We start from the raw sequence: 15,716 nt of genomic DNA, 5'->3' as shown, positions 1-15,716 counted from the left end.
TAAATGCATTTATGAATATATATTAAATCATACCCAATGAGGCCTGAAAGGTATAGAGAAAGATAGATACAAGGGTTCGGGTTGGATTCCCAATTAACATTTTTAAACAAATAAAACCCTTCTCCTTACTGGAGCGGGTTTTTTGACGTATGGAGGTTCCGTACAGAAAGATCTGACCGTCCCCGTTCTGGGGATGAGCCCATAGTTACGATCAACTTCATACACAGTACCGTTATGTAGAGCTTTTTTCACTATTTTCTTCTTTAGCTCCATGGTGTAGCGTTTTTTTTCATTTCCCCCCGTCTTTTCCCTCAATCGACTAATTTTCAATTTTCTATTGCCTAGAAGCCTTTTCAAATCATCAATTTCTCCCTGTAGAGATCGAGGGGATAGTAAATCCATCGGATATCGGCTCCTGGATGGAGGAAATGAAACAGACAGCACGCCCTCTCTGTCCTCTTTTACCCACCTCCTGATTGTACTGACAGCAACGTCACACTGCCTAGATATCTGGGCAATATGTTGTCCATTCTTGACTTGTTCACCCGCCTTTTGTTTGAATTCCAACGAGCATTTTTTTCGAATTGTTTTCATGTTTACCCCCACGGGAAAGTACCCCTATTGTACCGATCAGGGTCAATTGTACCAGGGAGCCTAATAGAATCAGAGGAGATCATCGCAAGCTGGAATCAGGCGACGTGGGGTTCCGTAACCCGTCCAGGAGCGGGGAATAGGTCAAGATAGGGCAAATAAAAGAGTCGCATAACGCTAGGGTTGTCTGAGATACCAGCCAGAGCTCTACCCGACGTGGGATGACCTCAGGGGCGGGCTTAATCAAAGGGGTGGCAAATTTAGGACGGGGAAAAAGGGGCGGCCAGTATGAACTTGAAAAGAGTCCTAGGAGTCTGATGGGAAATTATGGGTATCCGAATGAAGGATGAACTATGATAGAAAATAATATAATGGATATCTGGGATAGTTAGAGTCAATTTATATTTATTATATTTTAGATAAAATAATAAATAACAAACAGCTCTTGGAACCGGTCATCCAACGACACAGGAAGGACAAAGAAAGAGCCCCTTTAGGGCCCTCCAAACACCAAATTGGGAATGCAAACCTCCCCTCATTCCCTTTACCCTTGAACCAACTTACTCTTCCTTCTTACTGTAATTTTTCCTTATTCCATGACAGTTATATCTTACCTAGAAATTATGTTTATATGGTTGATCGTGTTCTTTTTTCTCATCACAGGCTCTGACAAGGCTACAGACGTATTCCCTACACAATTGCTTACCCTTGATACGGTCCTGGGCATCTGGATCAAGGGGGTCTTGTAAACTGCCAGGTAGCCACTCGGAACGTACCGTGAATCTCTTCTGACCCCCCTGCTCAATTTCTTCCGTTTGTTCTCCTACCATCCTTTGCAACAGTATGTAGGCTGGGGTGGATTGAAACCTCTCATACTTATTTCCAAAGCATTCAAGGGCTAGACAAATCTCCAGTAGCGTTGTCCTTTGTTTGACCTTGTCCGTCGGGTCATCCATGGGAAGAAAGAGAAGGGATTCGCAAGAAAAGGCCTGGGTTCCGTTGATATCCGCCATTCCGCAATTGGGTTGCAGGAAGATTTCCCATTCAGGTGGAATGGGGAGGGAAAGTTTGGCCATCTGACGAACCGCAATCTTGATAACCAGGAGAGCCAATGTGTTGCGGCTCAGTTTTCTGATGCAGCTCTCAATGAGAGATGCATCCATTCGATGAAGACTGGGGTACATGCTAACTATCTCCATCAGAAACTGGGTGAAGTCAAAGTAGAATTGATCCCTGACCTTGCAGCCCGTGGTTTCTTCGTATGCGCCGAGACGATTTCGGCCTTCATATAGTGTTCTTTCACCCATAAGAGGTCTACCTTTTTTACCATCTAACGCCTCAAAGAGAGGACCCTCACGCGGAAGTTGATCTATCAGTATGCGATCGCTACACTTCAAAAACTCCTTAATCATATCTATGATCAATGAAATGAGTATATGCGTGCATGGTCTCCCTATTGTATTATGGTAATTACCGTATCTCTCCATATATGAGGGTGCATATTCAGTGAAAAACAGGCCAAAGATGATGTAAGCCAATTCCATATCAGAAAGGTTGTCCGAGCCTATCATGGATAACAAACGATTCTGCAGGGAAATTGCTTTCTTTTCTGCCTCTTCTACTTCGCGATGGTTAGATGTTGTGCCGCAATGCTGGGGGGTCATCTGTCATCTATCCTCCTTGTGATGTTTTCATTCTTAAATAAGTAACATTATATAACAATGACAGATGGATTTTCCATTATTTTTCAACCAATGAGACGCAGATATTGTAAATTTATTACATAATAATCTGAATAAATCATTCATTGAGAAATATAGGATTTATGTATTTCCAGGAGGGCATACGGACGAGGGGAGCGGGGTATTGCCCAATAATTGTAATGACATGGGTGAACAGTCTTTGGTTGAACTTTGGGTTTGGGATATTCATTGGGTGTATTTTTCCTAATTTTGAATGGTAAGGATGGATTGGATGGAGATCTACTCCCCTCCACATCATTGTCATTATCATGTTTTAAAATGGTGTTATTATTCTACACTATCTTCTGGTCCTGTACTGTTGACAAAATATACATACATACGTTACCATCGCATGCGTGACGATTGTCTGGCTATTAGGGTGTGTTCTTCATCCGGGGCATAGGACGGAAGCCGAGCGAGAGGGTTTTTATCGGGGGGTACCTGGAGTTTGACTTTCTACAGGAATTGGGGTTGTGATTCCCATCGGATTACGGTTCCACAGGGTTCCCCCATACCAACATAAAGTAAGTGGTCTTGAGTTTCGTTGTTGTTTGCTCTAAATGTGGTTGTTTGGCTCTTTCTGGTTGTTCTAGAGGTGGTCATGATAAAATTTATGTGATTGCATATTTTTTATATTATTATATGGGGGAATAGGGAAAATAATGGTGGTATGTGTCTGATGCCGGCTGGGGTTGTTGCCACTTTACTTTTGAATTCCATGCTTTGTTACGCTGGACCGGACCTCAGGATAGCAAAATCCTACCCTCAGAGGGTATAGGTTTGTCTTGAAATGGGGCTCCAGGGAACTGGAATGAATGTAGGGGTATCTGTTGCTGTGGCACACGGATTTAGAACTATCCGAGGGATGGTGTGCGTAGAAGGGAAGACGATCATGCGCGTTTTCGTGGGAGTTTGTTCGAAGTATTGAACTTGCCCTGCATTGGAGTTCAACGGTCCTATCGTCTTCTCGACGATCATCTCGTTCACAGTTTGTTTTATGGGGGGTTTCTCTACATCCCCCAGAGGTTGTATCGTCGTATAATAGATTGTAATTGCTAGTTGCGGGTAAAATTTTAAAAAATAGAACAAGAATACATAAAAAATAAAGATATTTTATGAAGGGATAGCTGTCTTAGAATATAGCGCGGGCGCGGATCATGGAATGGCGGCAGTCACCATCCTAACCAGTCATGTCATCTTTCGTCATTTTTTTACTTTCCAAACTATCGATTCAAACCATGAATTAATATTGTGAAATAATAGGGTCAAGCAGAACGGATTGTGGGGAGTGTGTTTTTGCATCAGCATCGAAAGCTGTAATCTATAGGTCTCACCCTGAAGGTTATGTAGTTTTTGAAAAAAATAGAAAATATATATAGTAGGGGTGTTTTTTAGTCTGAAGATTGGAGATGCAGGGGGGGCGGGAGTAGCAGATCCTTGTGATCTTTTTGCGGACACAAAGGGGTTGTCTGCTCTACTGATTTCCTTTGCCCGCCTTGCATGGAAGCTCTGGTTACGGTTGTTGGAATATCTCTTGGGTCGGATCCATGATTCGGATTGCAGTTCATTTGACGTTTCCGCAATTTTTTTCAAGGGATCCATGGCATGATTCTAGACCGTATTCGCCAGGTTACCATCGGGATATGTTGCGTATGTGTTGCCGGAGGGAGCCGATGGGTTTCCAAGGGTTTTGGGTAGATTGGATCGATGGGGCCCTATCACTAAAAACGTATCAAACCATTAAGGAAAGGGCTTACCTTGCGTCAAGGACGTGAAGAGTGTCCTGATGATATGGATTTTGGATGGGTTTTCACTTCATTCCTTTTTTTCGGTTTATCTTTTCTAGGAAACCCGCTGGGGGATTTCATCATCCTACGGAACTGACATCTTTGGAAATTTGTGCTCCCGATAGGGTATGCTGTACCCAGTGCTCTTCTGAATTTATCCATGATCATCCGGCAACGAAAGGGGTGTTAGGATATCACATTCGCAATAGGGTATTTAGGGGTCTTTGGGAAAGGAGCCTAAGACAAGGAAGTAAAGATAGAGGGACAAGGAAAAGAAACTAGTGGCGAGAGTCCGTTGTTTCTGCCAAAAATCATAATTTCCTACAGGAGAGGCGTCTTCCTATTTTTCGGATGCCCACTGGAGGGGGATCCCCTCCTTTAAAAAATGAGAATGTCCCGGATCGTTCCTGACCCTGTTTCGCAGGATTTATTATATCTATTCAATTATAATTTTGTATTTATTGATAAACAAGATAAGGCAATTGTTCATTCCGGAGGGATGTAAAGTTAGGGGCGGGGTTCTAGGGACCATGAAATTCCTGCCTTTTGGATCCTACGGTGCAAAGCGGTACATAACCAGATTTTCCATGGATCAATGACCCATGGATCAACACAACGACAGGTGAGTGTTGCATATCAATTTCCATTGCGCGGGTTGTGTGATGGGGTATGCTTTTGCTTTGCCTTCATAAAAAATCCGGGGGGGGATCGGGGAACCGTGGGAAAGATCCAGGTTTTATCGCCGGAAGTAGCGGTGCGTATCGCCGCAGGGGAAATCATAGAGCGACCTGCATCCATGGTAAAAGAGTTGATAGAGAATTCCCTGGATGCGGGTGCTGGTGTGGTTTCTGTCCAAATGGAGGAGGGAGGGGTTGGTTCCCTTACCGTGCAGGACGATGGGGAAGGTCTTGATGATGGGGATGTGGGACTTGCATTCGTGCGTCATGCAACGAGCAAAATCCGTAGTGATCGGGATTTGCAAAACCATATGGCCCTCGGTTTTCGGGGGGAGGCCCTGGCCAGTATTGCTTCTGTTTCCCAGGTTGACTTGGTAACTTGTCAGGAGGGGGAGAACGCAGGTCGTAGTTATACGATTCGGGATGGAAATGTTGATGCTACGGGGAAAGTGGCTTGGCCACAGGGCACCCGAATACGTGTTGCGCATTTGTTTTATAACGCACCAGCCCGTCTCCATCATTTGGGCGCGACATCGACGGAAACAAGCCATGTGATCCATACCGTGCAGAGACTCGTTTTGGCCAATCCCAAGGTGAAAATTACATTGATGCAGAACAAACGTTTCCTACTGGATGCGCCGGGGGATGGGGAGCTCCGGCACGCTCTCCATGCCGTTTTTGGCGGTAAGGTGGCGCAGGCGGCTCTACCCACGGCGGTGAGTACTCCAGAGTGGTCCATTGAGGGTCTTGTAGTACGACCTACCCATACGCGTTCCGATCGTCGTGGTATCGTTTGGGTGATCAATGGACGGTGTGTACGTTCGGATGCACTATCCCAAGCTCTCCTGAGGGGATATGAAACCCTTTTACAGCGTGGTCGTTATCCCGTAGCGGTTCTTCATGTTCGGTTGGATCCGCAGCGGGTGGATGCCAATGTCCACCCTGCCAAGCAAGTCGTTCGTTTGCGTTGTGAAACGGAGCTGGGTGAATCGGTTACACAATTAGTAAGGCGGACGTGGAGGGAGGCAGGAGGATTATTGATCCCCCCGGTCGCATTGGTACCTGCACCGGAGCCCGCGGTGACGCCGTCCACATCGCCGGTAGTGCGTGACGGGGATGGGGTTCCTGATGGGGGTGGGATTCCTGTGGAGACAAGGGCTCATGCTTTGTGTTCCCGTTCTAAACCGGGGATATCACCGTCCACAAGGGCAGATGGGAGACGGGCTGGAAAGGAACATGGGGTACAGACGATTCCCTATCGCCGCAGGGATTGGGAAACCCATTCTGCAGGAGGGGAATCCCGTCCTGCACAGCAGAATTTATCGATCCCCGATGGGACGGAAAATATCGGGGGGATGGGAATATCCCCAGGGTCGTTGTCCTCTATCCCCGCTACGAAGTGGCCTCGTTTGCAACCAGTAGGCCAAATTCATGCGACTTACATTGTGGCTGAGGCAGAGGATGGTATGTATCTCATCGATCAGCATGCTGCTCACGAACGCGTCCATTATGAGCGCTTGTGTACTTCCTTACAAGGGGCGGATCAGGGGTCGTCCCAGGTTCTCCTCCTCCCCATATCTGTGGAATTGCCACGCGACGAGGCCTATGCCCTAGAGTCTCTACTACCCTCCCTGGCAGAGATTGGTATAGAGGTAGATTTCTTTGGCGAGTCGACCTTTTTGATCCGTTCCTATCCTGCCGTATGGTCCGTTCAAGAAGCAACCGCTATCCTCCCCGATTGGCTGACTGAGGTGGCCCGTTTGGGTAAATCGAAGCCAACCCGCTGGTTGGCGGAGTTGGCAAGTCGTTGGTCCTGTCGGGCTTCCATCAAGGCCCAACATCGGCTTAGCACCGCTGAGATGGAGTCATTATTGCAGCAGTGGATGAATTGCCAACAACCCGCTACCTGTCCCCATGGTCGTCCCGTGGTGGTGCGCATGGCCAGCGATGAACTGGCTCAATTGTTTCGGAGGGGACGGTGAGGGGAGATGTTAGTAACAACATCCCTGCAGTGTATGTCGTTTTGTCAGGGGGAGGCTATGAGAATTGCTCAGCAATATGGGGTTGTCTATGTTTCCCGGCAGTGTTTCCCATCCCTGATGAGGTTGTTGTCTGCCCATGAAGAGAGCGAGGTGCTGGTTTTGGGAAAGGATACCTGGCGTCTTGTTCACAAGGGTGGCTCTTCCCTTTCGTTTCATCCTGGCAGCTCCCGTCTACGGGTTCGACAACTGCGTAAGGGTCTCTCGGATCCTTTTTTCCGTTATTTGCGGATGCGACCGGGGGATGCGCTATTGGATGCAACCATGGGGTTGGGGGCAGATGCTACGGTGGCTTCCTATATTACTCAGTGGGGAGGATCGTCGGGAAGGGTGGAGGGTTGGGAGAGCCAACTATCCATTTTTTTGTTGGCAAAACATGGTTTGCAAACGTATGTATCCCCCGATAGGGCGTTGATGCAGGCCATGCGCAATGTTGTGATCCATTGGCGTGATCACCGGCGGGATCTGAGGCGTCTCCCTGAACGTTGTTTTGATATTGTGTACCTGGATCCGATGTTTCTACACCCGGGATCGCGGTCCCCCTCTATTCAGGCCCTGCGTTCCTTCGCCAATTGTTCCCCCCTGGAAAAGGAGATGGTGGGTATGGCCCAGCGGGTGGCTCGTCGTGCGGTGATTTTGAAGGCGGATGCCTCCTTTCCCTTTTATGATTTTGGTTTTTCCCTTGTTAAGAAGGCAGGTTATCATTTTTATGGGGTTTTACCAACGGAAGAATGTGTAGGTGTATGAGGGTTCTAGTCATTGTGGGTCCAACTGGTGTGGGGAAAACGGCCCTTGCGGTATCCCTAGCCCAGCGTTTGAATGGAGAAGTTGTTTCTGCCGATGCGTTTCAGGTGTATCGGGGGTTGCAGGTAGGTACGGCCAAGCCCACATTAGCAGAACAACAGGGTATTTCTCATCATATGTTGGATTTATGTGATCCTTGGGATGTTTTTCCCCTTTTTCATTATCAACGTTTAGCGTGTAGGGCTATTGCTTCCATTCATAAACGGGGCCGGATGCCCATTGTGGCGGGTGGGACAGGCCTGTACATAATGAGTTTGTTAGAGGGATATCGTATCCCCCAGGTTCCCCCTCAGCCCCTCTTTCGTTCTGCTTGTATGAGATATGTAGAACGGTGGGGTACTCTGGCGTTGCACAGAGTATTGCAACGACGGCACAGCGAGAGGGCGGCAGGGATTCATCCCCACAATGTACGTCGTGTCATAAGGGCGCTGGAGTTGGCACTGTATTCGGAGCAGGGGATAGGTCAGAGGGAAAAACCTGCGTATTGCGTGGCGGGGGTGAAGCTGGATGTACCTATGGAGATTTTGAGGGTTCGTTTACAGGACCGTTTACAATCCATGATCCATAAGGGGTGGCTGGCGGAGATGCGTTGGTTACGGGCGCAGGGTGCCTCTGTTGAATGGCCCGCTATGCAGGCCATTGGCTACCGGGAGTGGTTGTTATATCTCGATGGAAGGCATACCTTTTCCCATACCATGGGGTCTGTTCTGCAAACAACACAACGTTTTGTGAAAAAGCAGAGAACTTGGTGGCGTCGTTGGTCTGATTGGCTTAGTGTCAATCCATTGGGTGAGGGGACCGTGGAAAAGGTGTTGGGGTATAGTGAGGCCCGGTGGTTTGGATGACAAATGGTTTTGCGGGGGAATTCGTCCCCCCCTAGGGTGTCTGTTGGTGGTTTGTTTGGAAATGACGTTGAATCCTTGCTGGGGAGAACGTACAATAGAAGACAGTGGGTAATAGTAAGCGACGGACGGCCAGGGGGTTGTGAATGATTGTGGATGGATCGTTTGGGGTAGGTTCAGAGAAGCGATACGGGAATTGGTCCCGTGAGAGAGAGGTTGGAAGGAATCAGGAGGTGCATATGTGAAGTTATCTATCAATGTTCAGGATGCTTTTCTCAATCATATTCGAAAAGAATCCATTCCTGTAACTATCTATTTGGTAAATGGTGTTCAATTGCATGGTTTGGTAGAAAGTTTCGATAATTTTACGATTTTGATTGTCGTCACGGACAAGGGTCAACAGAGACAACAGGATAGAGGACAGCAGAAACAGCAAATGGTATATAAGCACGCCATTTCTACCTTTGTGCCATCGTGTCCTGTTCAGCTCGAGGGCAAAAAGGAGAGGTGAGGGTGTGCGTTTTCATTGGTTGATAGTTTAGGAATGTGTGGGCGTCGACAGGCGGAGAAAAGGGCCCGGTTGCGTGCGTCGTTGGCTCGGTGTGAAGCCCGTTTGGCTCCCGTGTGTCATGCTATTTCCCGCCGTGCGGAGCGCCATCAGGCGAGGGTTTTGTTCTGTTTCCGTCGCCATAGGATTACCGATCTTCATATGGTAGGTTCTATGGGGTACGGTTATGGGGATGGGGGTAGACGTGCGTTCGATGCCCTGATGGCAGATTTAATGGGAGCGGAGGCTGGATTGGTACGACCGCATTTTGTGTCGGGTACACACGCGATAGCGGCTTGTTTGTTTGCTGTGTTGCGTCCAGGCCAGGAAATGATTTATGGAACGGGTGTTCCCTATGATACGTTGCGCCCTGTTTTGTGTGGGGGTTCGGACGGGTCGTTGATCCAACAGGGTATCGATTGCCATTTCGTTCCCCTGTTGCCTGATGGAGGAATCGATGTATCGGGTATTTTGAATCGGGCCAGTCCCCGCACACGGTTGATTGCCCTGCAGCGTTCCTGTGGCTACGATTCTACGAGGTCTGCCCTATCGGTGAGGGTGTTGCGTAGTGCCATTGCCGAGCTTCGTACCCAACTTCCCGATTGTGTATTTTTCGTCGACAATTGTTATGGGGAGTTCGTGGAGTCCCGTGAGCCTACGCATTCCGGTGGTGCTGATTTGATGGCGGGTTCGCTGATTAAAAACCCCGGCGGTGGGCTAGCAAAGGGTGGGGGCTATGTGGTGGGGAGTCGGAAGCTGGTGAATCAGGTGGCGGGGCGTTTGATGGCCCCGGGCCTGGGTACAGAAATTGGGGCCACTTATGGTTGGTTACGGGATTGTTACCAGGGTCTCTTTCTGGCTCCGCATGCAGTTGGAGAGGCACTGAAGGGTGCGGTGTTGGCTGCCTCCCTGCTATCGGACCTAGGATATGCTGTGGATCCGGTTTGGGATGCCCCTCGCTTTGATTTGGTGCAGAAGCTTCATTTGGGGACCAAGGATCGTTTGTTAAACTTCTGTCGAGGTATTCAGGCCTTCTCCCCCATCGATTCGCACGTGATCCCTGAGGCCTCTCCTATGCCTGGGTATGATGATGAGATTATTATGGCAGGTGGAACCTTTGTGCAGGGCTCCAGTTTGGAACTTTCCGCGGATGCGCCCCTTCGTTTTCCTTATGTACTTTATTTGCAGGGGGGTCTTACCTATGCGCATGTGAAGCACGCGTTGATGGAGGCAACTTTTCGCATCCTGTGAAGGGGGGAATGAATAAGGTGTTGGATTTTTTGGGGTGGTCCCTTGTCATTCTCAATTTTTTACTAGCCTATATTGGTTTGATCGTCCCTCTTCTGCCCTCCATGCCGTTTTTACTGGTGGGTTTCTTGGCCTATTCTCTTTTCATTGGTAAGGTGTCCTTGGGCATTTCTTTTTGGATTCTTTCGATTGTCATCGTTTTGTTGACATTTGTTGTGGACTGGGTAATGAGTAGTTGGACCGTTCATAAACGCGGCGGTTCCGGTTATGCTGTCTGGGCCTCTGTGGGGGGATTGATTTTGTCTTCTATGTTTGCTATTTACAATCCCTTGGCACTTTTGGTGGGTCCTTTTTTGGCTGTGATGATGGTAGAGCGTTGGCTAGGTGATCAAGATTGGGCGGGTGCCGCCAAAGTTGCCGCTGGTACTATCACTGGTTTTTTAGCGGGTATTTTGGTGAAGTTTTTTGTTATGACGGCCCTGATTTTGTGGTTCTTCCTCAAGGTTGCTTGGGGGTAAGGAATAGGATGGCCCCGGTACAGATGTGCCGGGGCCGTTTTTGTTTTTTTGTAGATAAAGATTGGGTTATGGTACGAGGGGGGAATAGGGTGTGTATGTTCCCCTACATAATGGTTTTTCTGCGTAAAAAGATCATTCATAATGCTTTCCAAGGGGAGGGTACCCTTTTCATTTGATAAGGGGTATGAGTGCAAATCATGGTGACAGAAATAGTCATCGTCCTAGCCACATCATTTTTTATTTTCCAACATCCATTAAACATTTTTTAAAAATAGAATAATTTATAATGAGATATGAATCAGTAGTGGTGGTGGTCCTGTTTTGGCATCAGTACTATAAATTACTACATGTAATTTTAGGCATATGTCTCCATCCCATGCTAGCGGAATTTTGCATATTGTAGTTCAGAATACAGAATTCTTGTTGTCTTATTTCGATCCTTATATAATTCGATCCTTATATAAATTACTATTTAATTAGAAAAACAGAATATTTATTATAAAAATATTCAGGAGAGGAACGCAGATATTTCATGAAACGAAGAGCGGATAGTAATGATAAAATGAAAGATTATTATGATAATTATTATAATTACTATTATGATTATTACAACAATGACAATGATGGTTCGGATCATTCGTGCAAGAGGTGTGGTCAGCCTCGTCGCCACTGCCAATGTTGGTGTTGTCCCCCTCCTCCTCCCCCGGTCTGTTGTGTTACAGGGCCCACGGGACCCACAGGTCCCTGCTGCCTGGGTATTACAGGGCCCACAGGTCCGTGTTGTCCAGGGGTTACAGGACCTACTGGCCCAACGGGTCCCTGTTGTCTAGGTATTACGGGACCAACGGGTTCACAGGGACCAACCGGTCCGACAGGTCCATGCTGCACGGGCCCAACCGGTCCAATAGGTCCAACGGGTTCACAGGGACCAACCGGTCCGACAGGTCCATGCTGCACGGGCCCAACCGGTCCAATAGGTCCAACGGGTTCACAGGGACCAACCGGTCCGACAGGTCCATGCTGCACGGGCCCAACCGGTCCAATAGGTCCAATAGGTCCAATAGGTCCAATAGGTCCAATGGGTTTACGGGGCCCAACCGGTCCGACAGGTCCATGCTGCACAGGCCCAACCGGTCCAATAGGTCCAACGGGTTTACAGGGCCCAACCGGTCCGACAGGTCCATGTTGCACGGGCCCAACCGGTCCAATAGGTCCAACGGGACCAACCGGTCCAACGGGACCAACCGGTCCAACAGGACCAACCGGTTCAACGGGCCCAACCGGTCCAACGGGCCCTACGGGTGATCCAGGGGCTACAGGACCCACGGGACCTACTGGTGAAACGGGACCAACAGGCCCAACGGGACCCACTGGTGAAACGGGACCAACCGGTCCAACGGGACCTACGGGACCAACCGGTCCAACGGGACCCACTGGTGAAACGGGACCAACCGGTCCAACGGGACCCACAGGACCCACGGGACCAACCGGTCCAACGGGACCCACTGGTGAAACGGGACCAACCGGTCCAACGGGACCCACTGGTGAAACGGGACCAACCGGTCCAACGGGACCCACAGGACCCACGGGACCAACCGGTCCAACGGGACCCACTGGTGAAACGGGACCCACAGGACCCACGGGACCAACCGGTCCAACGGGACCCACAGGACCCACGGGACCCACAGGACCCACGGGACCCACAGGACCCACGGGACCCACAGGACCCACGGGACCCACAGGACCCACGGGACCAACGGGACCAACCGGTCCAACGGGACCAACCGGTCCAACGGGACCAACCGGTCCAACGGGACCAACCGGTCCAACGGGGCCAACAGGTCCGACGGGACCCACTGGTCCAACGGGACCCACTGGTCCAATAGGTCCAACAGGGCCCTCGGCGACAGCGGTTATGGCAAATCATGCTCAATTCAGTGGGGTGTCTGCGGCAGGGGTTCTATTGTCTAGGGGTTCTTTCATGATGATGGATACCGTTGTTTCCTCCAGCGGTAGGGATGTCAGCCTTTCCCTTGGTGGAACGGGTATTGACCTTTCCTCACCGTGTGTAAAATTGGCCCCTAATCACCATTATTTTGTTAGTAGTCATATAGTGGTTAGTGGTCCTCAATCCGTTTTCTCTTACCAGTTGAATGGTGAGACAGTACCGGGCAGTGTTGTAACCTCATCTGTTTCCCTTTCGGATACGGATACACAACATCTCTCCAGCAGTTTCTTTGTCCGTACAGGTGAAACGCAGGGGAGCCTATGCGCTATCAATTCAGGTTTATCGACTGTGAAATTGTTCTCTATAAATACCTCTATTATAGAATTGTTTTAAATAAAAACCCTTCGGTTTTCCGGAGGGTTTTTATTTTTAAATTATTTTAACTGTGTAAAAAATTAATTTATACTAGCAAAGGGGAAGGGGGAGCATGGTTATTCTATAGTTTTACACAAGCATGAATAGTATGGATCCACCATAGGTTGTACCGGATGGAGGGGAAACGAGAATGGCAGTTGTCAGGACGTGGGTAACAATAGGTATCCTTTCCATTGGGTTTAGTTTTGCGGTTTCGGCCATCTGTGTCGGGGAGGAAGAGGAGGCGGGGGTCCTGGCCGATATGGCCCTACGGGTTCACCGGGAGGTGGATAGGGCTTCCTATGGAGAAGCACGCGTACAATTGGTACATTTGACGGAACAGTTTGCAAATTCCCTTCATCTAGGAAGGCGTTTACGTTTGCACGGCATTCATATTTTGTCGAGTTTGTTGCTTTCTTTGGAAACAGAGCTCAATCGGGCGGCGGTTGATCCCATGCGTGTACAGGTCATAGCACATCAACTCTTGCTAGCGTGTGATGCACTTGCCCGTCGGCACCAACCCTTGTGGCAACGGAATTATGACTCCTTACGGGTACCTGCTCTGCAATGGTGGAGACTCCTTTCTGGAGGAGCATCTCCCAAGGAGGGCCAGGGTTTACTCCTCCATCTCCAACAGGCGTATCGAATCATTCGTCCTGCAATCTTTCTGGACCGTACAGAGGAGATGGTTGGTGAACTTGATTCCCTGCTTATTTATCTCCAGCAATATCATACCCCCCAGCAAACGATTTCGGGATTAAGGCGTTGGCTCCAGGTTTTGGGGGAAGTTTTCCAACCCCAGGGGGAACGTGTTACAATGACATCGGTGCAAGGTTCCCATGGTGCTGCGGCCAATGTGGCTACCCTATTGATGATATGGATTGGTTTTGTTTTCCTGTACGTGACAATTCGGAGGTGCAATATTTTTCCTTTTTCGGCGCGGCATCGTTTGCGCGAATGAGGTAGGGTTGGGATTGCACGGTTGGTAACCTCAGGGGTTTGTCCTATGCAATGATTGTGGAAATTATGATGTTTGGATTGTCCTACCATGGGACCGTGGAAACTATACGTTATGAGTCAGGGGGTCCTAGTTTATGCGTCAGTGGTTGCGGGCGGGTTCAGTATGGACAAAGGGGAAAGCATCAGGTGAGGAAATTCCGCAGGTGTTGAAATCGGCCGCTGTAGGAATTTGTGGGAAAGAGATTATCTACGTGGGACCTGATGATCCTGAACGGGCGGCTACCTATGATAGGATTGTTGATCTCAGGGATTGCTTTCTGATGCCAGGGTTTATCAATGCCCATACTCACATGGGACTCTCTCTCCTTCGTGGTTATGCGGAGGATTTGCCCCTGGCCAGGTGGCTGCACGAGAAGATATTCCCCCTGGAGGATCAGATGGATGGGGCTGTAATTGCGGTCGGTACCCGGTTGGCTATTGCTGAGATGATACGGACGGGGACAACCTGTTGTTTGGACATGTACTTCCACATGCATGAGGTGGCCGGTGTTGTGGAGGAGACAGGTTTTCGTGCTTGTTTATGCAGTAGCTTTATGGGTGACTGTAGTGAGGAGGATTTTCTGGAGAAGCTTCGTGAGTCAGAACAGTTTTGTAGGTATTGGTATGGTAAGGGTCAGGGACGTATCACAACGGCAATAGCCCCACATGCCCCTTATACTTGCCGGCCCGATCAGTTGCGGCAGGCTGCTGAATTGTCCCAACGGTTGGATCTTCCCATACATATTCATATTGCGGAGACACGACGTGAGGTGGAGGAGCACAAGGAAAGATATCAGCTGCATCCGGTAACCCATCTGCAGGAGATAGGTATTTTGCAGCGTCCTTGCATTTTGGCCCATGTTGTCCACGTTGGTGAAGAAGAAATTGAACAACTCGCAGAGGGTAGAGCCCATGTAGTGCATAATCCTCGCAGTAATTTGAAGTTGGGTAGCGGAATTGCCCCTGTAGTGCCTATGCTACGTTCGGGTTTGTGTCCTGCTTTGGGAACGGATAGTTCTGCTAGCAACAACAGCCTGGATATGTTGTCCGAGGTACAAATGGCTTGTTTACTTCATAAGGGGGTTTATGAAGATCCCATGGCCTTATCGGCTGGGCAGGCGTTACGAATGGGTACGGAGTATGGGGCCTATGCCTTGGGCTTGTCGGACAGAATAGGTACATTGGAGGTAGGCAAGCAGGCTGATGTAGTGGCCTGGAATCTGGAGGGTGTATGCCACGCCCCAGGGGAAGATCCCGTGACCCAGCTTGTATATTCCGCTGGCCGATCTGATGTGCATTCCGTTTATGTAGCGGGACGTTGTTTGCTGGAAAATGGTGTGTTTCAGGTAATGGATGAGGAAAAGATAGTGGCGGATGCCAAGCAGGCTCTGCAAACCTTACGGGCAAGGTGCTAGGTGTAACAACTTATGGGGATGGAGTAGCGTATGATTGCGGGGGTCGTTGTTGTCTTCCATTTCATTCAGGATGGATTTAAAGAGTTGTGGCACATATTTTATGTAGTGTAATGTGGTTCCCCTGCCTCTTGTTCATAAGGGTCAA

At 49.1% G+C, this 15,716-nt stretch carries 13 protein-coding genes and 1 pseudogene; 12 read left to right on the top strand and 2 right to left on the bottom strand.

The annotated features are described in order from the left end of the window. Window positions 1-102: 102 nt before the first annotated feature. Entirely contained in the window at window positions 103-594 is a 492-nt protein-coding gene (locus PPRES148_RS09240) for a transposase (RefSeq protein WP_149454360.1), read from the bottom strand. 611 nt (window positions 595-1,205) lie between these two features. Continuing rightward, a complete protein-coding gene (locus tag PPRES148_RS09235; RefSeq protein WP_149454359.1) occupies window positions 1,206-2,255 on the bottom strand; it encodes a hypothetical protein in 1,050 nt (349 codons plus the stop codon). A gap of 948 nt (window positions 2,256-3,203) precedes the next feature. On the opposite strand from PPRES148_RS09235, the gene PPRES148_RS09230 reads away from it, so the two are divergent. From PPRES148_RS09230 to PPRES148_RS09180, 12 genes and pseudogenes are all read left to right on the top strand, one after another. After that, window positions 3,204-3,392, top strand: a complete 189-nt coding sequence (locus PPRES148_RS09230) for a hypothetical protein (protein ID WP_149454358.1) — start codon at window positions 3,204-3,206, stop codon at window positions 3,390-3,392. A gap of 325 nt (window positions 3,393-3,717) precedes the next feature. Then, window positions 3,718-3,942, top strand: coding sequence for a hypothetical protein (locus PPRES148_RS09225; RefSeq protein ID WP_149454357.1), 225 nt, complete (start codon window positions 3,718-3,720; stop codon window positions 3,940-3,942). Window positions 3,943-4,838: 896 nt separating this feature from the next. After that, on the top strand, window positions 4,839-6,779 hold the full coding sequence (gene mutL / locus PPRES148_RS09220; RefSeq protein WP_187820925.1) for a DNA mismatch repair endonuclease MutL: 1,941 nt from the start codon (window positions 4,839-4,841) through the stop codon (window positions 6,777-6,779). A gap of 6 nt (window positions 6,780-6,785) precedes the next feature. Then, window positions 6,786-7,583 carry a class I SAM-dependent methyltransferase gene (locus PPRES148_RS09215; RefSeq protein ID WP_149454355.1) on the top strand — a complete coding sequence of 266 codons (798 nt, stop codon included), beginning with the start codon at window positions 6,786-6,788 and terminating at the stop codon, window positions 7,581-7,583. After that, the gene (miaA, locus tag PPRES148_RS09210) at window positions 7,580-8,485 is read left to right on the top strand and encodes a tRNA (adenosine(37)-N6)-dimethylallyltransferase MiaA (protein ID WP_223128029.1); all 906 of its coding nucleotides are present in this window, start codon (window positions 7,580-7,582) and stop codon (window positions 8,483-8,485) included. The genes PPRES148_RS09215 and miaA overlap by 4 nt, the downstream gene beginning before the upstream one ends. A gap of 9 nt (window positions 8,486-8,494) precedes the next feature. Further along, window positions 8,495-8,632, top strand: a complete 138-nt coding sequence (locus PPRES148_RS11950) for a hypothetical protein (RefSeq protein WP_187820923.1) — start codon at window positions 8,495-8,497, stop codon at window positions 8,630-8,632. A 91-nt stretch (window positions 8,633-8,723) separates the two neighbouring features. Further along, window positions 8,724-8,993: an RNA chaperone Hfq gene (hfq, locus tag PPRES148_RS09205; protein WP_149454353.1), complete on the top strand. Its 270-nt coding sequence runs from the start codon at window positions 8,724-8,726 to the stop codon at window positions 8,991-8,993. Between the two features lie 15 nt (window positions 8,994-9,008). Continuing rightward, window positions 9,009-10,280 (top strand): methionine gamma-lyase family protein, encoded by a 1,272-nt coding sequence (locus PPRES148_RS09200; protein ID WP_246142982.1) that lies wholly within the window; start codon window positions 9,009-9,011, stop codon window positions 10,278-10,280. A 17-nt stretch (window positions 10,281-10,297) separates the two neighbouring features. Beyond that, complete coding sequence (locus PPRES148_RS09195; RefSeq protein ID WP_187820922.1) at window positions 10,298-10,795, top strand: DUF456 domain-containing protein; 498 nt, start codon at window positions 10,298-10,300, stop codon at window positions 10,793-10,795. Window positions 10,796-12,275: 1,480 nt separating this feature from the next. Then, a pseudogene (locus PPRES148_RS13405) lies at window positions 12,276-12,698 on the top strand (hypothetical protein); the annotation flags it as partial. Between the two features lie 610 nt (window positions 12,699-13,308). Next, the gene (locus PPRES148_RS09185) at window positions 13,309-14,118 is read left to right on the top strand and encodes a sporulation protein YpjB (protein WP_149454351.1); all 810 of its coding nucleotides are present in this window, start codon (window positions 13,309-13,311) and stop codon (window positions 14,116-14,118) included. 133 nt (window positions 14,119-14,251) lie between these two features. Further along, the gene (locus PPRES148_RS09180; RefSeq protein ID WP_149454350.1) at window positions 14,252-15,571 is read left to right on the top strand and encodes an amidohydrolase family protein; all 1,320 of its coding nucleotides are present in this window, start codon (window positions 14,252-14,254) and stop codon (window positions 15,569-15,571) included. Window positions 15,572-15,716: the final 145 nt, after the last annotated feature.

Origin of the sequence: Pasteuria penetrans (assembly GCF_900538055.1) — a bacterium.
GTDB classification, from domain to species: Bacteria; Bacillota; Bacilli; order Thermoactinomycetales; family Thermoactinomycetaceae; genus Pasteuria; species Pasteuria penetrans.
Note: the sequence above shows the minus strand (reverse complement) of the source record. Positions and strands in the feature narration are given on the sequence as shown.